The organism is Amycolatopsis sacchari (genome assembly GCF_900114035.1).
GTDB lineage: Bacteria > Actinomycetota > Actinomycetes > Mycobacteriales > Pseudonocardiaceae > Amycolatopsis_E > Amycolatopsis_E sacchari.
The window spans coordinates 44,460-65,873 of the sequence record NZ_FORP01000030.1; the positions used below are offsets into that span (position 1 = coordinate 44,460).

The 21,414-nt window shown below is 72.0% G+C and carries 20 protein-coding genes and 1 pseudogene; 14 read left to right on the top strand and 7 right to left on the bottom strand.

The window, feature by feature from the left end:
• Window positions 1-5: 5 nt before the first annotated feature.
• Window positions 6-965, top strand: a complete 960-nt coding sequence (locus BMZ92_RS32165) for an electron transfer flavoprotein subunit alpha/FixB family protein (protein ID WP_091515416.1) — start codon at window positions 6-8, stop codon at window positions 963-965.
• Window positions 966-978: 13 nt separating this feature from the next.
• On the opposite strand, the gene BMZ92_RS32170 is transcribed toward BMZ92_RS32165, so the two are convergent.
• Window positions 979-1,500 (bottom strand): winged helix-turn-helix transcriptional regulator, encoded by a 522-nt coding sequence (locus BMZ92_RS32170; protein WP_091515419.1) that lies wholly within the window; start codon window positions 1,498-1,500, stop codon window positions 979-981.
• A 45-nt stretch (window positions 1,501-1,545) separates the two neighbouring features.
• On the opposite strand from BMZ92_RS32170, the gene BMZ92_RS32175 reads away from it, so the two are divergent.
• On the top strand, window positions 1,546-2,700 hold the full coding sequence (locus BMZ92_RS32175; RefSeq protein WP_091515422.1) for an MFS transporter: 1,155 nt from the start codon (window positions 1,546-1,548) through the stop codon (window positions 2,698-2,700).
• Window positions 2,701-2,709: 9 nt separating this feature from the next.
• Window positions 2,710-3,477, top strand: coding sequence for a class I SAM-dependent methyltransferase (locus BMZ92_RS32180; protein ID WP_245783389.1), 768 nt, complete (start codon window positions 2,710-2,712; stop codon window positions 3,475-3,477).
• Here BMZ92_RS32180 and BMZ92_RS32185 read toward each other — a convergent pair.
• Window positions 3,455-4,603 carry a mechanosensitive ion channel family protein gene (locus BMZ92_RS32185; RefSeq protein ID WP_091515424.1) on the bottom strand — a complete coding sequence of 383 codons (1,149 nt, stop codon included), beginning with the start codon at window positions 4,601-4,603 and terminating at the stop codon, window positions 3,455-3,457. The genes BMZ92_RS32180 and BMZ92_RS32185 overlap by 23 nt on opposite strands.
• Before the next feature lie 168 nt (window positions 4,604-4,771).
• Between BMZ92_RS32185 and BMZ92_RS32190 the strand changes: the two genes are divergently transcribed.
• The 8 genes from BMZ92_RS32190 to BMZ92_RS32225 all read left to right on the top strand — a co-directional run bounded on the left by BMZ92_RS32190 (window position 4,772) and on the right by BMZ92_RS32225 (window position 13,613).
• Complete coding sequence (locus tag BMZ92_RS32190; RefSeq protein ID WP_091515427.1) at window positions 4,772-5,542, top strand: GNAT family N-acetyltransferase; 771 nt, start codon at window positions 4,772-4,774, stop codon at window positions 5,540-5,542.
• Window positions 5,539-6,390, top strand: a complete 852-nt coding sequence (locus BMZ92_RS32195; protein WP_091515429.1) for a lysophospholipid acyltransferase family protein — start codon at window positions 5,539-5,541, stop codon at window positions 6,388-6,390. Before BMZ92_RS32190 ends, BMZ92_RS32195 begins: the two co-directional genes overlap by 4 nt.
• Before the next feature lie 47 nt (window positions 6,391-6,437).
• On the top strand, window positions 6,438-7,793 hold the full coding sequence (locus BMZ92_RS32200; protein ID WP_091515431.1) for an MFS transporter: 1,356 nt from the start codon (window positions 6,438-6,440) through the stop codon (window positions 7,791-7,793).
• Window positions 7,794-7,819: 26 nt separating this feature from the next.
• Window positions 7,820-9,022: a cysteine desulfurase family protein gene (locus tag BMZ92_RS32205; protein ID WP_091515435.1), complete on the top strand. Its 1,203-nt coding sequence runs from the start codon at window positions 7,820-7,822 to the stop codon at window positions 9,020-9,022.
• Window positions 9,022-10,113, top strand: coding sequence for a tRNA 2-thiouridine(34) synthase MnmA (gene mnmA / locus BMZ92_RS32210; RefSeq protein WP_091515438.1), 1,092 nt, complete (start codon window positions 9,022-9,024; stop codon window positions 10,111-10,113). The genes BMZ92_RS32205 and mnmA overlap by 1 nt, the downstream gene beginning before the upstream one ends.
• Before the next feature lie 95 nt (window positions 10,114-10,208).
• The gene (locus tag BMZ92_RS32215; RefSeq protein WP_091515439.1) at window positions 10,209-10,592 is read left to right on the top strand and encodes an STAS domain-containing protein; all 384 of its coding nucleotides are present in this window, start codon (window positions 10,209-10,211) and stop codon (window positions 10,590-10,592) included.
• Between the two features lie 16 nt (window positions 10,593-10,608).
• Window positions 10,609-11,652: a chemotaxis protein CheB gene (locus BMZ92_RS32220; protein WP_091515442.1), complete on the top strand. Its 1,044-nt coding sequence runs from the start codon at window positions 10,609-10,611 to the stop codon at window positions 11,650-11,652.
• A 44-nt stretch (window positions 11,653-11,696) separates the two neighbouring features.
• Window positions 11,697-13,613, top strand: coding sequence for a CheR family methyltransferase (locus tag BMZ92_RS32225; protein ID WP_091515445.1), 1,917 nt, complete (start codon window positions 11,697-11,699; stop codon window positions 13,611-13,613).
• Here the strand turns inward: BMZ92_RS32225 and BMZ92_RS32230 are convergent.
• The 5 genes and pseudogenes from BMZ92_RS32230 to BMZ92_RS32250 form a co-directional block, all read right to left on the bottom strand.
• Entirely contained in the window at window positions 13,537-14,325 is a 789-nt protein-coding gene (locus BMZ92_RS32230) for an ATP-binding protein (RefSeq protein ID WP_091515448.1), read from the bottom strand. The two genes, BMZ92_RS32225 and BMZ92_RS32230, sit on opposite strands and share 77 nt — an antisense overlap.
• 98 nt (window positions 14,326-14,423) lie before the next feature.
• Window positions 14,424-14,867 (bottom strand): GNAT family N-acetyltransferase, encoded by a 444-nt coding sequence (locus BMZ92_RS32235; RefSeq protein WP_245783390.1) that lies wholly within the window; start codon window positions 14,865-14,867, stop codon window positions 14,424-14,426.
• A 676-nt stretch (window positions 14,868-15,543) separates the two neighbouring features.
• A pseudogene (locus BMZ92_RS38905) lies at window positions 15,544-15,681 on the bottom strand (nucleotidyltransferase domain-containing protein); the annotation flags it as partial.
• Window positions 15,682-15,727: 46 nt separating this feature from the next.
• Window positions 15,728-16,768, bottom strand: a complete 1,041-nt coding sequence (locus BMZ92_RS32245) for an MBL fold metallo-hydrolase (RefSeq protein ID WP_091515453.1) — start codon at window positions 16,766-16,768, stop codon at window positions 15,728-15,730.
• 58 nt (window positions 16,769-16,826) lie between these two features.
• Window positions 16,827-17,357 (bottom strand): LURP-one-related/scramblase family protein, encoded by a 531-nt coding sequence (locus BMZ92_RS32250; RefSeq protein WP_091515456.1) that lies wholly within the window; start codon window positions 17,355-17,357, stop codon window positions 16,827-16,829.
• 158 nt (window positions 17,358-17,515) lie between these two features.
• On the opposite strand from BMZ92_RS32250, the gene BMZ92_RS32255 reads away from it, so the two are divergent.
• From BMZ92_RS32255 to ligA, 3 genes are read left to right on the top strand one after another with little or no spacing between them, the layout of a single operon-like run.
• Window positions 17,516-18,541 carry a uroporphyrinogen decarboxylase/cobalamine-independent methonine synthase family protein gene (locus BMZ92_RS32255; protein WP_091515457.1) on the top strand — a complete coding sequence of 342 codons (1,026 nt, stop codon included), beginning with the start codon at window positions 17,516-17,518 and terminating at the stop codon, window positions 18,539-18,541.
• Between the two features lie 2 nt (window positions 18,542-18,543).
• Window positions 18,544-19,218: a hypothetical protein gene (locus BMZ92_RS32260; protein WP_091515460.1), complete on the top strand. Its 675-nt coding sequence runs from the start codon at window positions 18,544-18,546 to the stop codon at window positions 19,216-19,218.
• Between the two features lie 36 nt (window positions 19,219-19,254).
• Window positions 19,255-21,369 carry an NAD-dependent DNA ligase LigA gene (gene ligA, locus BMZ92_RS32265; protein WP_091515461.1) on the top strand — a complete coding sequence of 705 codons (2,115 nt, stop codon included), beginning with the start codon at window positions 19,255-19,257 and terminating at the stop codon, window positions 21,367-21,369.
• Window positions 21,370-21,414: the final 45 nt, after the last annotated feature.

Here is a 21,414-nt window from a genome sequence, read left to right on the forward strand (position 1 = left end):
GAACAATGGCTGAGGTTCTGGTTCTCGTCGACCACTTGGGCGGCGAACTGAAGAAGCTGACCTTCGAGCTGCTGACCGCCGCGCGCGAGCTGGGCGAGCCGTCGGCCGTCGTCGTCGGCGCCCCCGGCACCGCGGGCAAGTTCAAGGAGCAGCTGGCGCGTTACGGCGCGGCGAAGGTGTACGTCGCCGAGTCCGACGACGCCGACAAGTACCTGGTGACCCCGAAGGTCGACGTGCTGGCCAAGCTGGCCGAGCAGGTCTCCCCGGCCGCGGTGCTCGCCGCGGCGACCGGTGAGGGCAAGGAGGTGACCGGCCGGCTCGCGGTACGCCTGGGCAGCGCGCTGCTCTACGACGTGGTCGCCGTCAACTCCGACGGCACCGTCGAGCAGTCCATCTTCGGCGGCGCCTACACCGTGAAGTCGAAGGCGGGCAAGGGTTTCCCGGTCATCTCGGTCCGCCCCGGCGCGGTCGAGGCCAGCGAGGCCGAGGGTGCGGCGGCCGAGGAGTCCGTCGAGGTCCCCGCGACCGACGCGGCGAAGGCCGCGAAGATCACCGGCGTGGAGCCGGTGGTCGGTGGCGACCGGCCGGAGCTGACCGAGGCGTCGATCGTCGTCTCGGGTGGTCGCGGTGTCGGTTCCGCCGAGAAGTTCGAGGTCGTGGAGAAGCTGGCCGACTCGCTCGGCGCGGCCGTCGGCGCGTCGCGCGCCGCGGTCGACTCCGGCTACTACCCGGCGCAGTTCCAGGTCGGCCAGACCGGTAAGACGGTTTCGCCGCAGCTGTACGTCGCGCTGGGCATCTCCGGTGCGATCCAGCACCGCGCCGGTATGCAGACCTCGAAGACGATCGTCGCGGTCAACAAGGACCCGGAGGCGCCGATCTTCGAGATCGCCGACTTCGGTGTCGTGGGCGACCTGTTCAACGTCGCCCCGCAGCTGACCGAAGAGGTCGCGAAGCGCAAGGGCTGAGCCTCGCGCTCGCTCAGGGGCCATCGCCGTTCCCACGGCGGTGGCCCCTTTCCTTGCGCACGGTCGTCGTGTCCGGGTCCACCGGTTCGCCGCGCGAGTCCGTGGGGCGCAGCTCGGGCAGCTGGTGACCGCGGTGGTCCACGAGAACCGAGTGGTCCTCGCCTTCGGTGAACGCGTGCCGCTCACCCCACTGCCGCAGGGCCACGACGACGGTGAAGAGGTCGCGCCCGGCCGCGGTCAGTGTGTAGACCTGCCGTTTCCCGGATGGCGCCGTCTCGCGGTGGAGGATGCCGCGCTCGGTCAGGCGGCGCAGCCGGTCGGTGAGGATGTTGCGCGCGATGCCGGTGCGCTGCTGGAAGTCGGTGAAGGCACGCGCGCCGTCCATGGCGTCGCGGACGATGAGCAGGCTCCACCGGTCGCCGACGAGGTCCACGGTCCGGGCCACCGGGCACGTCGGGTCGGTCCAGGTCACGTCCTCGGTGCGGATGTCCGGCTGTGCCACCACGCCTCCAGAAGAGTTGCTGATTGAAACCATTCTGCCGTACGGTACGAATAGTTGCAATTTGCTACTGATCGGAGGATGGGCATGACCCGTGGCCGCACCGTGCTGTTCGCCTTCGTCTGCGCGGTCGCCGTCGCGACGCTCTACGCGGCACAGCCCGTGCTCGCGCAGGTCGGGGGAGACCTGGGCGTGCCGGACGCGGGGCTGGGCTGGATCGTCACCGCCGGGCAGCTCGGTTACCTGGTGGGACTGGCCTTCCTCGTCCCGCTGGGTGACCTGACCGACCGGCGCCGGCTCATCGCCGTCCACCTCGTGCTGGCCGGGGCCGGTGCGACGCTGGCCGCGGTCGCCGGCCGCCCGTGGCTGCTGCTGGCCGGGCTCGCCCTCGCCGGCCTGTTCGCGGTCGTCGTCCAGACGACGGTCGCCTACGCCGCCGCGTTGTCCACGCCCGAGGCACGTGGACGCACCCTCGGCACGGTGACTTCCGGCGTCGTGGCCGGCATCCTCGGTGGACGCGTGCTCGCAGGTGGTCTCGCCGCGGTCTGGGGCTGGCGCAGCGTCTACGGCGCGCTCGCCGTGCTGCTGCTCGTGCTGGCGTACCTCGTCATGCGGCTCCTGCCGCCCGACCCCCGCACCGACCGGACCACCTACCGGCAGGTGCTGACGTCGCTCGGGCGGCTGTTCCGGGAACGCCTGTTCGTCTCGCGCGGGCTGATCGCGTTCTTCCTGTTCGCCTCGTTCGGCACGCTGTGGAGTGGGCTGGCGCTGCCGCTCGGCTCGGCCCCGTGGCACCTGAACACCGCGCAGATCGGCTTGTTCGGGATCGCGGGCCTCGCCGGGGCGCTGGGTGCCGCCCGGGCCGGACGGTGGGCCGATGCGGGATTCGTCCGTGTCGTCACGGGCGGGGCGCTCGTGCTGCTCGCCGCCTCGTGGGCGGCCACGGGTCAGGCCTCGTGGTCGCTGTGGCTGGTCGGCGCCGGGGTGGTCGTGCTCGACTTCGCCGTGCAGGCGGTGCACGTGAGCAACCAGCACCTGCTCGTCACCGCGTACCCGTGCCGCACCAGCAGCGTCATCGGCGGCTACATGATCTTCTACTCGCTCGGCTCGGCTCTCGGAGCGACCGCCACGACCACGGCGTTCTCCCTCGCGGGGTGGACCGGGTCCAGCGCGCTCGGCGGCGCCTTCGCCCTTTGCGCGCTTCTGGTCTGGGCCGTTTCCGGCCGAACCGCCTAGGGTTTTCCCGTGGACGGCTGGTGGGGCGGCGATGCCTACGAGCGGTACATGGGCCGCTGGAGTGCGCGGGTCGCGGAGGTGTTCCTGAAGCGCCTCTCCGTGCCCCGCCGCGCCCGGTGGCTGGACGTGGGGTGCGGGACCGGCGCGTTGACCGGTGCCGTCCTCCGTTACCGCGAGCCCGGGCTGGTGCTGGCCGTCGATCCGTCGGAGAGGTTCCTCAGCACCGCGCGGACCCGCTCCGGCCGCGCGGGGTTCGCGGTCGCGGACGCACGGGCGCTCCCGGTGCCGGACCACGCCTTCGACGCCGTGGTGAGCGGGCTGGCGCTCAACTTCGTCCCCGAGCCCGCGCGCGCCGTCGCCGAGTTCGCGCGGGCCGCGCGGCCCGGTGGTGTCGTCGCCGCGTACGTGTGGGACTACGGCGGAGGAATGGCGATGCTGCGCGCGTTCTGGGACGCCGCGGCGGAGCTGGACCCGGCCGCCGCCGAACTGGACGAGGGCCGCCGCTTCCCGTTGTGCCGCCCCGGACCGCTCATGCGCTTGTGGGCCGACGTCGGCCCCGTTTCCGTCGCACCGCTCGAGATCACCACGCGGTTCGCGGACTTCGACGACTACTGGACGCCGTTCCTGGGCGGCCAGGGACCCGCCCCGGGGTACGTCGTGGCGTTGCCGCGGGACCGCCGGGAGCGGCTGCGGAACCTGCTGCGCGAACGCCTGCCCTCGGGGCCGTTCTCCCTGCCCGCGCGGGCCTGGGCGGTCACGGCGCTTCCGGTCCGTTGAACGTGTGCACCCGCTCCCGCCCGTCCGGGCTGTCGCCGAACAGGCGGGCGTCGTCGCCCGGGGCCTCTTCCGGTTGGTGCGACGCGGGAATCGTCGGGACGCGTTCGGCGCGCAGGCGCGGCACCGCGTACGGGTGCTTGCCCCGGACCCACTGCACCAGCTGCTCACGCACGAGGCAGCGCAGGTCGAACAACGTCGGCGCGTCCACGGCACTCACCAGCGCCCGCACGCGCACCAGCGTGTTCGTCGCGTCCGTCACCTGCAGCACCGACACGCGGCCGTCCCACAGGTCCGTCGACTCCAGCACCCGGCGCAGCTCCTCGCGCATCTCCTCGACCGGCCTGGTCCAGTCGACGTCCAGCTCCACCGTGCCGAGCAGTGCCGCGTCCCGGCGCGTCCAGTTCTCGAACGGCTGCGACATGAACTGCGCGGTCGGGATCACCAGCCGCCGGTCGTCCCACAGGTGCACCACCAGGTAGGTCAGCGTGATGTCCTCCACGCGGCCCCACTCGTTCTCCACGATCACCACGTCGTCGAGCCGGATCGCGTCGCTGAACGCGATCTGCAGCCCGGCGAACACGTTGCCCAGCAACGACTGCGCCGCCAGCGCGGCGATCGCGCCGATGACACCCGCCGACGCGAGCAGGCTCGTGCCCGCCGTGCGCAACCCGGGGAACGTCATGAGCATCGCGCCCAGCGCGAGCACCGCGACGGCCGCGACGATCACCCGTCGCACCAGCCGGATCTGCGTCCGCATGCGCCGCGCGTGCCGGTTGTCGCGCACGTCCACGTCCCAGCGGGACAGCATCGTCTGCTCGACCGCCGTCAGCACCCCGGCGAGCAGCCACGCGCCGGTGCCGATGAGCGCGAGGGTCAGCACGTGGGACGTCGCGTCCCGCCAGCTTCCCACTGGCAAGGCGACGAGCACCGTGATGCGCAGGACCACCATCGCGCCGAACCAGCGCAACGGCCGGTGGACGTGCACGGCGAGCTCGCCCAGCAGCGTGGCCCGTCTCCCGAGCCGCCGGAGGACGCGCCGCAACACGTACTCACAGGCCAGGAACACGCCGAACACCACCGCTGCCGTGCCCAAGGCCACCACGATCCGCAACCAGCTGCCGGACATCCCTCTCACTTCCCGGTCGGCTCCACACTCCCCTGAGGCCGTACCCCCTTCCGGGTGGGGCCATGTCGTCGAATCGATCACGTCGCCGTCAACGGTTCACGAAACGTGCACGAGGTGGTCACCCGGAGCACCTCCTGGTGGTTCCCCGCCCGCCGGTACACCTGAGGCATGACGCGGTCACAGCTACTCGTCAGCACCGACGCGCAGCAGGGCGGGGCGCCCCGCTACTCGCTGCTCGTCGCCTCCGACAGCGAAGAAGTCGTTGCGGCACAACGACTTCGCCATGACGTCTTCGCCGGCGAGATGGGTGCGGAACTGCACTCGCCGGTGCCGGGGCTCGACGTCGACCGGTTCGACGAATACTGCGACCACCTCGTCGTGCGTGACGACGACTCGGGCGAGATCGTCGGCACCTACCGGATGCTGCCGCCCGAGCGCGCGGTCGCGGCGGGCGGGCTGTACTCCGACACCGAGTTCGACCTCGCCCGGCTCGCCCCGCTCCGGCGTTCGCTCGTCGAGACCGGGCGGTCGTGCGTGCACCCCGACCACCGCAGCGGCGCCGTCGTGAGCCTGGTGTGGGCGGGCATCGGCCGTTACATGCTGCTGGCCGGGCACCGCTACCTCGCGGGCTGCGCGTCCGTGCCGCTCGCCGACGGCGGGAGTTTCGCGGCCGGGGTGTGGGACACCATCCAGGCCAGGCACTACGCCTCCGACGACCTCCGGGTTTCGCCGCTGCGGCCGTGGGAGAGCGACGGCATCGCGCGCCCGCCGCGCTCGGTGCTGCCGCCGCTGCTCAAGGGCTACACGCGGCTGGGCGCGAAGGTCTGCGGCCCGCCCGCGCACGACCCGGACTTCGGTGTCGCGGACTTCTTCACGCTGCTCGACCTGCACGAAGTGGACGCACGGTACCTGAAGTTCTTCCTGGGAGCCGGGGCGTGAGCCACGCGTGGATGCCGGTCTCGCCGTGTGGTGAGGGCTGCCTGACGCCGGGCGCGCCGACCGTGGCGCGTCCCCGGCAGCTGCTGCGCATCGGCGCCGCGTGCGCCGTGGTGCTGACGGCGCTCGCCGCCAGCCCGCTGCTCGCACTGCGGCGCGTGCGGGAACCGTTGGCGCGCTTGATCTTCCGCTCGGTGCTGCGGGCGTTCGGCGTGCGGTTGCTGGTGCACGGCGGCGAGGAGTTCCGCCGCGCCGCGCCCGGTCGCGGCGCGCTGGTGGTGAACAACCACATCTCCTGGCTGGACATCGTCGCGGTGAACGCGGTGCGGCCGATGCGCGCGCTGGCCAAGCGGGAGGTCGGCGAGTGGCCCGTGCTGGGCGGGCTCGTCGCGCGCGGCGGCAGCATTTTCCTCGACCGCGAAAGGCTTTCCACGCTTCCCGGCACGGTCGGCGAACTGGCCGCCGCTCTGCGGGGCGGCTCGCTCGTGAACGTGACGCCCGAGGGCACGACGTGGTGCGGCCTGGCCTCCGGCCGCTTCGCGCCGGCGTCGTTCCAGGCGGCGATCGACGGCGGTGTGCCGGTGCGGCCGATCGCCTTGCGCTACCGCCTCGCCGACGGCCGCGAAACCACGCAACCGGCGTTCATCGGGCCGGAGTCGCTGGTCGACTCGCTCCGGCGCGTCGCGCGGCTGCGCGGGCTGGTGCTGGAAGTGTTCGTGTGCGAGGAGATCGCGCCGGGCAAGGCCGCCGACCGCCGGGAACTGGCGGCGCTGGCGGAATCCGCGGTGCACTCCGCGCTCGGCACGGTCCACGCGCCCCGCCGCAGGCTGCCGGTTCCGGTCGCCGCCTGAGGAAACGCGATTGACCTCCACCGCGGTGGAGGTTGCAGTATCGAGCGGTGATCGTCGCCGACCGGGGGCGCGGGGTGCTGTGGACCCCGGCGCACCGGACCACCACCGTCGCGAGCCTGCTCGTCGTCACGTTGATCGCCTTCGAGAACATGGGCGTCGCGACGGCCATGCCGACGCTCGTGCCCGCGCTGGGCGGGCAGTCCCTCTATTCCTGGCCCTTCACGGCATTCCTCGTCGCGAGCGTCGTCGCGACGGTGCTCGCCGGGCGGTGGTGCGACCGCCGTGGCCCCGCGCTGGCGCTCGTCGCCGGGCCCGCGATCTTCGTAGCCGGGCTCGTGCTGTGCGGGACCGCGACGGACATGGCGCTGTTGCTCGCGGGCAGGGTGTTGCAGGGACTGGGTTCCGGCGCCGTGCTCGTCGCCATCTCGCTGCTGATCGCACTGGTCTACACCGATCGCGAGCGGCCGGTGATGTACGCGGCGAACGCGGCCGCGTGGATCCTGCCCGCCGTGGTCGGGCCGTCCGTGGCGGGGCTCGTCACCGAACGGTTCGGCTGGCGCTGGGTGTTCCTCGGGCTGGTGCCGCTCGCGGTGCTGGGGTTGCTCCTGCTGGTGCCGGTCGCCCGCCGCCTCGGCCCGCCCGAACCCGGCGAACAGCAACGGCGGGCCGGTGTTCCCGCCGCGATCGCGGCCGCGGTCGGCGTGGCCGCGCTGACGTGGGCGGCGCAACACCCGTCGTTCCTCGCGCTCGGCTACGGCGCGGCCGGTGCCGTCGCGCTCGGTTTCGCCCTGCGCTCGCTGTTGCCGCCCGGCACGGTGACGGCGCGCCCCGGACTGCCCACCGTCGTCGCCGCGCGTGCGCTCCTCGGCGGCGCCTTCGCCGGGATGGAGGCGTACCTGCCGCTGACGATGAGCACCGTGCACGGCTACTCGCCCGCGCTCGCGGGACTGCCGCTGACCGTCAGCGCGCTCGGCTGGTCCGCCGCCTCGGCACTGCAGGGCCGCCACCCGGACTGGTCGCGGGAGTCCGCGCTGCGGGCGGGTTTCGGCCTGGTGACCGTGGCACTGGTGCTGTTCGCGTTCGTCTCGCAGGCCTGGTTCCCCGGTTGGGTCGCGTTCGCCGCGTGCGTGGTCGGCGGGGCGGGGATGGGCACCGCCTACCCCGCGATGACGTTGCTGCTGTTCCGCTTCTCCCCGGTCGCCGAGCGCGGGTACCACACCTCCGCGCTGCAGCTGGCGGACTGGGTGGGCTCGGCGCTCACCGTGGGGCTCGGCGGCGTCCTGCTGGGACTGCTGGCCTCGGCGCGGCAGCCCTCGGGCGCGGTCGTGGTGCTGGCCACAGTGCTCGCCGCGTTGGCGCTGCTCGGCGTGGTCATCACGCGGCGGTGGCCCACGCAGGGGTGAACGGCACGGTCTACCCTGGGAGGGCGATGACTTATCTCGACCACGCGGCGACAACCCCCATGTTGCCCGAAGCCGTAGCGGCGATGAGCGAGGCGCTGTCCACCGTGGGCAACGCCTCCTCACTGCACTCCTCCGGGCGGCGGGCGCGGCGCACGGTCGAGGAGGCCCGCGAGACGATCGCGGAGGCCATGGGCGCCCGGCCGTCCGAGGTGATCTTCACCGGCGGCGGCACGGAAAGCGACAACTTGGCCGTGAAGGGCATCTTCTGGGCGAGGAAGGCCGCCGATCCCGCCCGCCGGCGTGTGATCACCAGCGTGGTCGAGCACCACGCCGTGCTGGACGCCGTGCAGTGGCTGGAGGAGCACGCCGGCGCCGAGGTGACCTGGCTGGAGGTCGACGAGTACGGCCGCGTGCTGCCGGAGACGCTGCGCAAGGCCGTCGAGCAGGACCCGGCCGACGTGGCGCTGGTCAGTGTCATGTGGGCGAACAACGAGGTCGGGACCATCAACCCGCTGCCCGAGCTCGCCGTGATCTGCGCCGAGCACGGCATCCCGCTGCACAGCGACGCCGTGCAGGCGGTGGGCGGCGTGCCGATCGACTTCGCCGCGAGCGGCGTCAGCGCGCTCACGCTCACCGGGCACAAGGTCGGCGGTCCCTACGGCGTCGGTGCGCTGCTGCTGGCGAGGGACACCGAGTGCGTGCCACTGCTGCACGGCGGCGGGCAGGAGCGTGACGTGCGCTCCGGCACGCTGGACGTGCCCGCGATCCACGCGTTCGCCACCGCCGTGCGGGTGACCGTCGCCGAGCAGGCCGAGCGGTCGGCGGAGATCGCGCGGCTGCGGGACGCGCTGATCGACGTCATCCGCCGCGAGGTGCCCGACGCCGTGCTCAACGGCGCGCCGCCCGGCGAGGGCCGCCTGCCGGGCAACGCGCACTTCACGTTCTCCGGCTGCGCGGGCGACAGCCTGCTGATGCTGCTGGACGCCAAGGGCATCGAGTGCTCGACGGGCTCGGCCTGCACGGCCGGGGTCGCCCAGCCCAGCCACGTGCTGCTCGCGATGGGTGCCGACCCGACGGACGCGCGGTGCTCGCTGCGGTTCTCGCTCGGGCACACCTCGACGCAGGAGGACGTGGACGCGGTGGCGCGCGAGATCGCCGCGGTCGTCGCACGGGCCCGGCAGGCGGGCCTGACCGGCATGCGCAAGCACGCGAGCAAGCAGGAGGTGTGATGCGGGTACTGGCCGCGATGAGCGGGGGAGTGGACTCGGCGGTCGCCGCCGCCCGCGCCGTCGACGCCGGGCACGACGTCGTCGGCGTGCACCTGGCGTTGTCGGCGAAGCCCGGCACGCTGCGCACCGGCGCGCGTGGCTGCTGCACGCTGGAGGACTCGAACGACGCGCGCCGGGCCGCCGACATCCTCGGCATCCCGTTCTACGTCTGGGATTTCGCGGAGCGGTTCACCGAAGAGGTGATCGACAGCTTCGTCGGCGAGTACGCGGCGGGCCGCACGCCGAACCCGTGCGTGACGTGCAACGAGAAGATCAAGTTCGAGGCGTTGCTGGAGAAGGCGGTCGCGCTCGGCTTCGACGCCGTCGCGACCGGGCACTACGCGCGGCTGTCCCTTGTGGACGGTGTGCCGGAGCTGCGCCGCAGCGCCGACGAGGGCAAGGACCAGTCGTACGTGCTCGCGTCGCTGACCCCCGAGCAGCTGCGGCACTCGCTGTTCCCGCTCGGCGACTCGCGCAAGTCCGACGTGCGGGACGAGGCCGAGCGCCGCGGGCTCGCCGTCGCGCGCAAGCCGGACAGCCACGACATCTGCTTCATCCCCGACGGCGACACGAAGAAGTTCCTGGAGCGCAGGCTGGGCGAGCGCCCCGGCGACCTGGTGGACGCCGAGACCGGTGCGGTGCTGGGCAGGCACACCGGCGTGCACGGCTTCACCATCGGCCAGCGCAAGGGCCTTGGTCTCGACCACCCCGCCGCCGACGGCAAGCCGCGGTACGTGCTCGCGCTCGAACCCGTGTCCGGCACGGTGAAGGTGGGGCCCGCCGAGCGGCTCGCGGTCCGGCGGATCTTCGCGGACCGGCCGATCTGGCCGGGCGAGCGCCCGCTGGACGGGCCGACGGAGTGCGTCATCCAGGTGCGGGCGCACGGCGGCACCGCGGACGCGGTCGCCGAGGTCGTCGGCGGCGAGGTGCGGATCGAACTGCGTGAGCCCCTCCGCGGGGTCGCGCCGGGGCAGGTCGTCGTGCTCTACCGGCCCGACGCCCGCGGTGATCTCGTGCTCGGCAGCGCGAAGATCGCGCGTACCGGGGATTGACCTTCCGGGTGGGGGGGTACTCGCCTGCGGAGGGCGTAGGCTGGGTGGCCTAGTGTGATGGCAGACACAACCGTCCGAGCGCGGGGAGCGAGCGCGTGTCCGAGCACCCGATGGTCCGGCCCGTCGGTTCGACCGCCGACGAGGTGATCGAATTCCGCACCCGTGAGGAACGGGACGCGGTGGTGGTGGAGGTCCTGGGCGAGGTCGACCTGCTGACAGCACCACACCTGACCGCCGCCGTGGCGGATGAGCTGGACGGCCGGGCACCGGTCGTGGTGGCCGACCTCTCGCGGGTCGGGTTCTTCGGCGCCGCCGGGCTGCAGGCGCTGTCCCCGTTGCGTGAGCGCGCCGAGCGGGCCGGGGTCGCCTTGCGGCTGCTCGCGAGCCCGGCGGTCCGCCGCCTGCTCGCCCTCGCCCAGGCCGAGCAGGAACTGCCCGTGCACGACGACCTGGCCACGGCCGTCGCGGCGCCGGGGTAGACGGGAGGCGGATCACGTGAGTGAGCAGGTCAGGGACCTCGTCGTGGTGGGCGCGTCGGCCGGTGGTGTCGAAGCACTGCGCGACCTGGTGAGCGGCCTGCCCGACGACTTCGCCGCCGCGATGCTCGTGGTGCTCCACCTGCCGCCGGGAGGGGCGAGTTCCCTGCCCGCGATCCTCGACAGGGCTTGCCACCTGCCCGCCGAAAGCGCGCGCCACGGGGCGAAACTGCGGCCCGGGCACATCTACACCGCCCCGCCGGACCACCACCTGCTGGTGGACGACGGCCGCATGATGCTGTCGCGGGGCCCGACGGAGAACGGGCACCGGCCCGCGATCGACGCGACGTTGCGCTCGGCCGCGCAGGCCCGCGGCGCCGGCGTGATCGGCGTGGTCCTGTCGGGTTCGCTCGACGACGGCACGAGCGGGCTGTCCATCGTGAAGGCGCGGGGCGGTCTCGCTGTCGTGCAGGACCCCAAAGAAGCCATCTACCCGGGTATGCCGGAAAGCGCGCTGATGCGCGTGGACGTGGACCTCGTGCTGCCCGCCGCGCAGATGGGTGCCGAGCTGGCCAGGCGGGTCCGGGAACCCGTCGAAGGGGGTGATGTGCCCCCGCTCTCGCTGATCGACGAGGTCGAGGCGCGGGCCAGCAGGGCCGAGGACCTGGCGGCGAGTAGCCGTCCGGAGGTGAGAGACGTGACGAGGCCTTCCGAGTTCGCGTGCCCGGACTGCCAGGGCGTGTTGTTCGCGCTGGACGAGAACGGCACGCGGTTCCGCTGCCGGGTCGGCCACGCGTGGACCGCGCAGGCGTTGTTCCAGCAGCAGTCGCAGGAGATCGAGCAGGCGCTGTGGGCGGCGCTGCGGGCGCTGGAGGAGAAGCGCGACCTGGCCCGCCGGATGGGCCGGGACGCCGAAGAGCACGGTTTTCCGTTGGTGGCCAACCGTTATCGACGGCACAGCGAGGAGACGACGCGGGCCGTCGAGGTGCTGCGCGAGTTCCTCGTGGAGGGGCTGACCGGGCTGGAGGACCCCGGTGACGAGGTGCCGGGGGAACCGGCGTGAGGTGAACTCGTGCGCACCGGACCGGGACGGGTAGTGTCCGCGCTGTGAGCGAGCAGACCGGCCCCGAATACGATCAGGGGTTCGAGGAGATCCTCGAATACCTGAAAGAGACTCGTGGGTTCGATTTCACCGGTTACAAGCGCAGCAGCCTCATGCGGCGGGTGTCGCGGCGGATGGCGCAGGTCGGGATCGAGAACTACGTCGACTACCTCGACCACCTTCAGGCCAACAGCGACGAGTTCGCCGCGCTGTTCAACACGATCCTGATCAACGTCACCGGTTTCTTCCGCGACCCGGACGCCTGGGACTACCTGCAGGCCGACGTGGTGCCGATGCTGCTGGCCGAGCGCAGCCCCGACGACTCGGTGCGGATCTGGAGCGCGGGCTGCTCCTCCGGCGAGGAGGCCTACAGTCTGGCCATCGTGCTGGCTGAGGCGATGGGCGTGGAGCAGTTCCGGCAGCGCGTGAAGATCTACGCGACCGACGTCGACGAGGAAGCGCTTGCCCAGGCGCGCCAGGCGACGTACGGCGAGAAGGAGATCGAGGCGCTGCCCGAGGCGTACGTGCAGAAGTACTTCGAGCGCGTGGGCGGCCGCTACATCTTCCACAAGGACCTGCGCCGGTCGGTGATCTTCGGTCGCAACGATCTGGTGCAGGACGCCCCGATCTCCCGGATCGACCTGCTCGTCTGCCGCAACACCCTGATGTACTTCACCGCCGAAACCCGGGCGAACATCCTGCGCAAACTGCACTTCGCGTTGCTGCCACGCGGGGTGCTGTTCATGGGCAAGGCCGAGATGCTGCTGTCCCACAGTCGCCTGTTCGACCCGCTCGACCTCAAGCACCGCGTGTTCCGCAAGGTCGCGACCACGCAGGTTGGCGCCTCGGCGTTCGGTGCCTCGTTCACCCACGAGCCCCGCTCGACACTCGGTGCGGTCGACGAACTGCGGTCCCTCGCCTTCTCGTCGAGTCCGGTGGCGCAGATCGTGGTCAACAGCGATGACCTGGTCGCGCTGGCGAACCAGCAGGCGCACCAGCTGTTCGGCTTGTCGGACCGGGACCTCGGCAGGCCGCTGCGGGACCTGGAGCTGTCCTACCGGCCGGTGGAACTGCGCGGCTACATCGAGCAGGCACGGGCGGAGCGGCGGGCCGTGCGGGTCAAGGACGTCGAGTGGCAGCGGGGACCCGGTGAGGTCGTCGCGCTGGAGCTGCACGTGAGCCCGCTGATCTCACTCGGTGACGAGGTCATCGGCGTATCCGTCGTGTTCCACGACGTGACCACGAGCCACCGCCTCCTGACCGAGCTGGCGAGCGCGAACCGGGCGCGGGAAAACGCTTACGAGGAGCTGCAGTCGACGACAGAGGAGCTGGAGACGACCAACGAGGAACTCCAGTCGACCGTCGAGGAACTGGAGACCACCAACGAGGAACTGCAGTCCACCAACGAGGAACTGGAGACCACCAACGAGGAACTGCAGTCCACCAACGACGAACTGCAGACCATCAACAACGCCCTGCGCGATCGCACCAGCGAGCTGGACGACGTCAACGAGTTCCTCGAATCGATCCTGACGTCGCTGCGTGCCGGCGTCGTGGTCGTCGACCACCAGATGCGCGTGGTCGCGTGGAACGCCGGCGCCGAGGACCTGTGGGGACTGCGGCACGACGAGGCCGAGGGGGAGCACCTGCTGAACCTCGACATCGGGCTGCCGGTGGCGGAGCTGCGGCCGGTCGTGCGCCCCGCGCTCGCGGACCCGGCCTACGCCGAGGAGGTCGTGCTGTCGGCCGTGAACCGGCGGGGCCGTGCGATCACCGTGCGGATCGCGTGCGGAGCGCTGCGGAACCGGCGCGGCGATTCGACCGGGGCGATCCTGGTCATGGAGACTACGGACGGGACGGAGCCTGCCACGCGGGGAACTTCTCGAACCAGCGAGGACCGGTCGTCAGGACGGCCCAAGTGACCTTGCCGCCGCGGAGGTCCGGGGCGCAGCCCCAGACCTTCGCGAGGTCGGCGATGATCTGCAGGCCGTAGCCCACCGGCTGCCCCTGGTTGCCCTGCCGCAGCACGGCCTCGGCCGGGCTGCCGTCACGCACCGCGATCGTCAGCATGCCGCGGCGCAGCTCCAGCCTGAGCTCCAACTCGGTGCCCGCGTGCTCGATCGCGTTCTCCACCAGTTCCGAGGCGATGCACAGGGCGTCGGAGGTCCAGGCATCCAGCTGCCAGTCGCGGCAGGTCTCGCGGACGAAGGCGCGGGCGGCGGCCGAGCACATCAGCACGGGCGGGTACACGGCGCGGCGGCGCTTGCGAGCGGGCCCCTTCTCCGCCGCGCCGACCGCTTCGACCGTCGTGGCGTAGACGGGCACGAACTTGCTGACGGCACTGCCGGTGATCGACCGGCGCTTGGCGGGGTCGGTGGCGACGAGGAAGACCGGCACGTCGGGCCAGTGGTTCACCCGCAGCCAGACGGAGGAGAACACGCTCAGCAGGGGCTCACTGCGGATCTGGAGGTCGTCCACCTGCGCCACCACGGCCCGTGGTTCTTCGAGGGCGAGTTTCAGCAGGGAGTCACGGATGTGACCGTAGGTGTGCGTGTCGAGCACACCGTCGAGGTTCGCGACGAGACACCCGTCCAGTTCTTCGTGCGCGACCTGGATTCGGTCGGCTTCGTTCATGGGGTCACTCCCCGGCTGGAGTCGGATGCCGTTGTAGGTACCCACATCTTTGCGGGTTCATGCGCTGCGGGAAGGGTCTTTGTACCCGGTGCAACGGTTCACAGCGCGAGCTTGAACCCCAGGTGGCTCTGTTCGAAGCCGAGCCGCAGGTAGAAGCGGTGCGCGTCGGTCCGCGCCGCGTCCGACGTCAGCTGCACCAGTGCGCAGTTGCGTCGCCTCGCTTCGTCGATCGCCCACTTCACGAGCACCCCGCCGAGCCCCCGGCTCCGCCGGTCGGCCCGGATCCGGACGGCTTCGACGATCGCGCGCGTGGCGCCCCGGCGGGACAGTCCAGGAACGAACGTCACTTGCAGCGAGCCCACGACGTCCCCGGCCTCCTCCGCGACGGCGAGGAACTGGTTCGGGTCGGCGTCGATGCGGGCGAACGCGTCCCGGTAGGGCGCGAGATCCGCGGGCGTCTCCCGTCCCCGGCCGAGGTCGTCGTCGGCCAGCATCGCGACGATCGCCTCGATGTCCCCGGCGGTCGCCCGCCTGATGTCGATCTCCTCCACGGGCGAAGTATGGCAGGGCCGGCCGTGGCGTCCAGCGGAACTCGGGCGGCGGGGTCCGGGTGAGCCAGGACAGCTCGTTGTCGCGCACGTAGACGGATACGGTGTCCTCGCGCGTCAGCGGCCAGGGGTGGAACTCTTCCAGCGCCGTCAGGAAAGCGCTTCCCGCTTCCGCTGTCCCTTCGGAGAGCAGCCGGCTGGCGTTCTCGGTGTACCCCGGCGGCAGTGGCAGTTCGCGCAGGTCCTCCTCCAGGTACTTCGGACCGCGGAAGAGCACCCGGTGGTGCGCGAGCAGTGCGCGGCCCGCGGCGTTGACGAGGTGCACGGCCGCGTAGTGCCGGAGGAACTCGTTCCCCAGCCGGTCCGCCTGGACGAGGAAGTACCGCCCGTACAACCGTGCCTGCGCGATGAACGACACCACGCGCTCGGTCCACGCTTCCGGCGGGACGTCGGGAACCCGGGCCACCTTCTCCGCGATGTCCGGGTCCTTGGACCAGACCACCCGGGCGTCGACAAGGGACGCGCGCAGCGGGTCGTCACCCCGCTCCGCCGCTTCGTCCAGGTAGCCCGGCGACGCGACCTTCACGTCCACGTAGCCGCCTTCGTAGGTGGCGATGTCCATCCGGACGTAGCTCACCCGCGACGCCGCCGCGAAGGCTTCGTCGGTGAGCACGAGGTACACGTCCACGTCGGAGTCAGGGCGCGGTGTGCCCCTGGCGACGGAACCGGAGAGCACGACGGCCACCGTGTCCGGATCGGCGGTGACGTCGGACAGGAACGCGGCGAGGGTGTCCTCGTGGTGCTGCACGGAAAGCCTCCTGCGGCCGAGGGTTTCCGCCGATTGTGGCAGCCGCCTAGCCGACCGTGTAGTGCCGCACGCCGTCCACTTCGGACACCGAAATCTTTCCCTGGTGCGCCAGCAGGTCGAGGTGCGCCTTGGTCTCCGTGACCGCCAGCATCTGGTTGAACGGGTCGAGCTCGGCCAGCTTGCGCTGGCGCCGCGTCCAGCCCAGCTTCAGCGCGGCCTCGTACGCCGTGGTCGCGCCCTCGGAAAGCGCTTCCGCCGTCCGCGCCAGCCGGTCCTCGTGGTGGGCCAGCAGCTCGTCGATCCGCGCGTGCACGCTCGGGGACACCGGGCCGTGCGCCGGCAGCATCCGCCGGTCCGGCAGCCCGCGCACGAGGCGCAGCGAGTCGAGGAAGTCGCGCAGCGGCAGCTCCACCGCCCCCGGGTGGAACCCGATCGACGGGGTGATGTGCGGCAGCACGTGGTCACCGGTGAACATCAGCCCGGCGGCCCCGTCGTCGAACACCACGTGCCCGGCGGTGTGGCCGGGCGTGTGCACGACGTCCAGCGCGCGCCCGCGCAGCACCGTGCGGCGGCCCTCCGCGAGCCACTCGTCGGGCATCTCCCAGATGTCCGCGTCCGCCCGCGGCGCGTTGCCGAAGAGCTTCCGCAGTTCCTCGACCACGGGATCCGCGCCCGCCTGCCGCAGCTGCTCCAGCTGCGTGCCGACGGGGAAGCGGTCGGGGTTCGCGGTGATCTCCAGTGCGGTCCGCTCGTGCTCGCCCAGCGCGATCCGGTTGCCGAACTCGCGCCGCAGCACCACGGCCTGCGTGTAGTGGTCGCGGTGCACGTGCGTGACGAGGAACTGCCCGACGTCGCCGAGTTCGGCGCCGATGGCCTTCAGCGCGACCTGCAGCTGGTCCCTGGCCTCCGCCAGCGCCCAGCCCGAGTCGATCATCGCCAGCTCGGTGCCGTCGGTGATGGCGTAGACGTTGACCGCGCGCAGGCCGTCGTTCGGCAGGGGCAGCGGGATCCGGTACACGCCCGGCGCCACGGTGTAGACGCCCGGCTCGGTCCACGCCCGTGCCGCGTCGTCGGCGACTGGTTCCACCCGACCACTTTGGGGCGATCGAGGGCGGATTGTCCACACAAGCGTGTTGAGACAACGATCACGTGTTGAGTGCGGTGTCCACGGTCAGCGCCGCCGCGACGACGAGGCTCGCCAGCGGGTCGGACAGGTGGCCGGGCACCTCGACGACGTAGTTGTCCGCCGCGAGGCCACCCCTGGCGACCTCGGCGCCGGTGGCGTCGCTGATCGTGAACCGCCGCGTCTGCCCCGGCTCGGCGCGCAACCGCCCCAGCGGGGCACCGTTGGCCGCCAACGTGAAACCGTCGCTCTCCGGCAGGATTTCCCCGATCGGGGAACCGTCGGCCCGGGTGACGAGAAATCGCGTTCTCGCGTGCCGCAGCACTTTCAGCACCACACTCCCGCCGGAGTCGCGAACGTGGTACTGACCGTCGCCCGAGAACCAGCGCAGCACTTTGCGGAAGACCGTGCGCCCCACTTCGACCACGGCGCCCAGTGGCCGCCCTTCCTGGTCGAACACGCCGGACCCGGCCGGGGTCGCGTTCTGGTGCACCACCAGCACGGGTTCGGTGAACAGCGTGCCGCCGCCCGCCCGCCGCGAATGGCTCGTCATGCACCCGAAGGGTAGCTCCGGAAATGGGTGCGCGGGAGCGGCCCGGCGAATTGCGGAGGAATGTCGGGATTATCGGCGTGCGGTTTTCCCGGGACCTGCCTTTTCGTCCCCGGGCTCCCCGGCGTGGCGCACCCGCCCGGCGCGGCACAATGGCACGCGTGAGCGAACGTGCCTGGCCCGCCGGTGCCGCGACCGGTATCGGATCCCTGCCGGGGACCGACGCGGGCGAAGCCGCCGCGGTCGTCTTCGGTGAGCTGCCCGAGTTCCCGCACCTGCCCGAGCTGCCCGCCCGCGGGGTCGGCGCCGACCTGATCGGCCGCACCGCCGGGCTGCTGGTGGACCTCGCGGTGGAGGAGGTGCCCAGCGGCTACCGCGTCGCCGCCCATCCCGGCCGCGATCACCGGCGCGCGGTGGACCTGCTGCGCTGGGACCTCGACGCCGTGCAGGAGGCCGCGTCCGGGGCGAAGGTGATCAAGACGCAGCTCGCCGGGCCCTGGACGCTGGCGGCGGGCATCGAGCTGCCGCGGGGGCACCGCGTGCTGACCGACCGCGGCGCGGTCCGCGAGTTCACCGAGTCGGCGCTCGAAGGGCTCGCCGCGCACGTCGCCGAGCTGAAGTCCCGCACCGGCGCGGAGGTCGTGGTCCAGTTCGACGAACCGTCGCTGCCCGACGTCCTCGCCGGAGCCCTGTCCACTCCTTCGGGTTACGGCACCGTCCCGGCCGTCGCGGAGCCCGAAGCGCGCGAGCTGCTGTCCACCGCGATCGAGCGCGCGGAGAAGATCACCGGGCAGCCCGTCGTCGTGCACTGCTGCGCCACGCGGCCGCCCGTGGGCCTGCTGCGGGAGGCGGGCGCGGGAGCGCTCGCGCTCGACGCGACGCGGCTCGACGGCTCGCCCGCGAAGCTGCTCGACGAACTCGGCGAGGCGTGGGACGGCGGGGTGCACCTCTTCCTCGGCCTGGTGCCGGCGCTCGACCCCGGCAAGCCCGTGACGCTGAAGGAGGTCGCCGAGCCGGCGCTGCGGCTCACGAGCAGACTCGGGTTCAACCGCTCGATCCTCGCCGAACGCGCCGTGCCGACGCCGACGTGCGGGTTCGCGGGTGCGACCCCCGCGTGGCTGCGCCGTGCCCTGTCGCTCACCCGGGACCTGGGCAAGGCGTTCGTGGAGCCCCCGGAAGGCTGGTAGACATGCGCTGGTTCCGCCGCCCGCGCCGGGAGGACGAGGTCCACGACCCGCGCACGCCCTGGCCGCGGCAGGAGGTGCCCGAGGACCCGGAAGCCGCCGCGGCCGCGTTCTGGGAGCGCTGGTTCGAGCTGCTGCCGGAGATCAACGCGGCGCTCGGCGACCGCGAACCGCAGCGGGTCGAGAACGAGCTCGCCTCGGCCGTCGCCGGGGTGCACCCGGACCTGCACTTCTCACTCGAACGAGGGCAGCGGGCGATCTACGCGCTCGTGGTCAGCGGGCAGGAGGACCCCGCGCTGCGGCCCTACACCGACGCGTGGCGCCGGGCCGCGCCGGAGGAGGACGCCATCTGGGAGTACCACGATTCGGTGCCCCCGGTGCCGGACCCGACGGACGTGACGGTCAACCTCGGCGCGCACCGGATCCGCCTCGGCGATTTCCGCGTCGCCGCAACGGTTTCCGACGGGCTGGTGGACGTCGAGGTCTACCACCCGCGGCTGGCGGAGCTGGACGAGGCGTCCCGGTCGGCCCTCACGTTCCTCCCACTGGACGCCACGCTGGGCGAGCGGCTGGCGGGGGAACGGCTACGGAGAGTGGAGGCGGCGGAGGCCGAACCCGGGGAGTCGATGTCCCTGCTGGAGCTCCGTGACCTGGTCCGGGGGCTCGGCGGGGCGAACTGAGAATTTTGTCGGTGCCCCCGGCTACTCTTACCGGCTGTGAGTGAAGTTCCCGCAGTCCAGGAAGAGACCGACGTGCCCGCCGAGGTGCGCGAGCGGTACGGCGCGCTCGCGGACGAGGTCCGCGGTCACCAGTTCCGGTACTACGTGCTGGACTCGCCCACGATCTCCGACGGCCAGTTCGACGAGCTGCTGCGGCAGCTGCAGGAGATGGAGGAGCAGTACCCGGGCCTGGTCACGCCCGAGTCCCCGACGCAGAACGTGGGCGGCACGTTCTCCACGGAGTTCGCGGCGTACGACCACCTCGAGCGCATGCTCAGCCTGGACAACGTCTTCGACCGCGACGAGCTGGTCGCCTGGATGGAGCGCGTCGAGCGCGAGGTCGGCGGCTCGACGCAGTACCTGGCGGAGCTGAAGATCGACGGCCTCGCCATCAACCTGCTGTACGAGCGGGGGAAGCTCACGCGCGCGCTCACCCGCGGCGACGGGCGGACGGGTGAGGACGTCACGCTGAACGTGCGCACGCTGGAGCAGGTGCCGGACCGGCTCACCGGCACCGACGAGTTCCCGGTGCCCGAGCTGATCGAGGTGCGCGGCGAGGTCTTCTTCCGGGTGGAGGACTTCCTGGACCTGAACGCGAAGCTCGTCGAGGCGGGCAAGCCGCCGTTCGCGAACCCGCGCAACACGGCGGCGGGTTCGTTGCGGCAGAAGGACCCGCGGGTCACGCGCAGCCGCAACCTGCGGCTGATCTGCCACGGGCTGGGCAGGCGCGAGGGCTTCGAGCCGCAGCGGCAGTCCGAGGCGTACGAAGCGTTGCGGGCGTGGGGGCTGCCCGTGTCGTCCTACACGAAGGTGTTCGACACGACGAAGCAGGTGCTCGACCACGTCGCGTACTGGGGCGAGCACCGGCACGACGCCGAGCACGAGATCGACGGCATCGTGATCAAGGTCGACCAGGTGGCGCTGCAGCGGAGGCTGGGCACCACGTCGCGGGCGCCGCGCTGGGCGATCGCGTACAAGTACCCGCCGGAAGAGGCGATCACGAAGCTGCTGGACATCCAGGTGAACGTGGGCCGCACCGGCCGCGTGACGCCGTTCGCGGTGATGGAGCCGGTGAAGGTCGCGGGGTCCACGGTGGCGATGGCGACGCTGCACAACGCCGAGGAGGTCAAGCGCAAGGGCGTGCTCATCGGCGACCGCGTGGTGATCCGCAAGGCCGGGGACGTGATCCCGGAGGTGCTCGGCCCGGTCGCCGACGCGCGAACGGGTGACGAGCGCGAGTTCGTCATGCCCACCCGGTGCCCGGAGTGCGGCACGACCCTGGCACACCAGAAGGAGGGCGACGTCGACATCCGCTGCCCGAACGCGCGGTCCTGCCCCGCGCAGCTGCGGGAGCGGCTGTTCCACCTCGCCGGGCGCGGGGCGTTCGACATCGAGGTGCTGGGCTACGAGGCGGCGACGGCGCTGCTCGAGTCCGGTGTGGTCGTCGACGAGGGCGACATCTTCGACCTCGACGAGGAGAAGCTGGAGCGCGTCGAGCTGTTCCGCACCAAGGCGGGCGGCCTGTCGGCGAACGCGCGGAAGCTGCTGGCCAACCTGGACACGGCGAAGGACCGTCCACTGTGGAAGGTCCTGGTGGCGCTGTCGATCCGGCACGTGGGGCCGACGGCGGCGCAGGCGCTGGCGCGGGAGTTCGGCTCGCTGGAGGCGATCGAGGAGGCGACGGAGGAGCAGCTCGCGGACGTCGACGGCGTGGGCCCGACCATCGCGGCGGCGGTGACGGAGTGGTTCACGGTCGACTGGCACCGCGAGGTCGTGGCGAAGTGGCGCCGGGCCGGGGTGCGCATGGCGGAGGAGCGGGACGAGTCGATCCCGCGCAACCTCGAAGGGCTGTCGATCGTGGTGACCGGCTCGCTGACGCGCTATTCGCGGGACGAGGCGAAGGAAGCGATCATGGCGCGCGGCGGCAAGGCGGCGGGCTCGGTGTCGAAGAAGACGGCGTTCGTCGTGGTGGGGGACGCGCCGGGGTCGAAGTACGACAAGGCGGTGCAGCTGAAGGTCCCAGTGCTGGACGAGGACGGTTTCGACGTGCTGCTGACGCGCGGCCCCGACGCGGCGGCGGAGGTGGCCCTCCCCGCGGGTGAGGAGGAGTGACGCACGGCGGTGCGGGCATCGGGCCACGTGATGGTGCGGGAGGAG

Bases quoted from the DNA above. Each gene is read 5' to 3' on its own strand.
- BMZ92_RS32190 (WP_091515427.1), top strand. From the start codon at position 4,772: ATGACGCGGTCACAGCTACTCGTCAGCACCGACGCGCAGCAGGGCGGG.
- BMZ92_RS32230 (WP_091515448.1), bottom strand. From the start codon at position 14,325: ATGAACGAAGCCGACCGAATCCAGGTCGCGCACGAAGAACTGGACGGG.
- BMZ92_RS32260 (WP_091515460.1), top strand. From the start codon at position 18,544: ATGCGCTGGTTCCGCCGCCCGCGCCGGGAGGACGAGGTCCACGACCCG.
- BMZ92_RS32170 (WP_091515419.1), bottom strand. From the start codon at position 1,500: ATGGTTTCAATCAGCAACTCTTCTGGAGGCGTGGTGGCACAGCCGGAC.
- BMZ92_RS32175 (WP_091515422.1), top strand. From the start codon at position 1,546: ATGGGCATGACCCGTGGCCGCACCGTGCTGTTCGCCTTCGTCTGCGCG.
- BMZ92_RS32165 (WP_091515416.1), top strand. From the start codon at position 6: ATGGCTGAGGTTCTGGTTCTCGTCGACCACTTGGGCGGCGAACTGAAG.
- BMZ92_RS32250 (WP_091515456.1), bottom strand. From the start codon at position 17,357: ATGACGAGCCATTCGCGGCGGGCGGGCGGCGGCACGCTGTTCACCGAA.
- mnmA (WP_091515438.1), top strand. From the start codon at position 9,022: ATGCGGGTACTGGCCGCGATGAGCGGGGGAGTGGACTCGGCGGTCGCC.
- BMZ92_RS32185 (WP_091515424.1), bottom strand. From the start codon at position 4,603: ATGTCCGGCAGCTGGTTGCGGATCGTGGTGGCCTTGGGCACGGCAGCG.
- BMZ92_RS32205 (WP_091515435.1), top strand. From the start codon at position 7,820: ATGACTTATCTCGACCACGCGGCGACAACCCCCATGTTGCCCGAAGCC.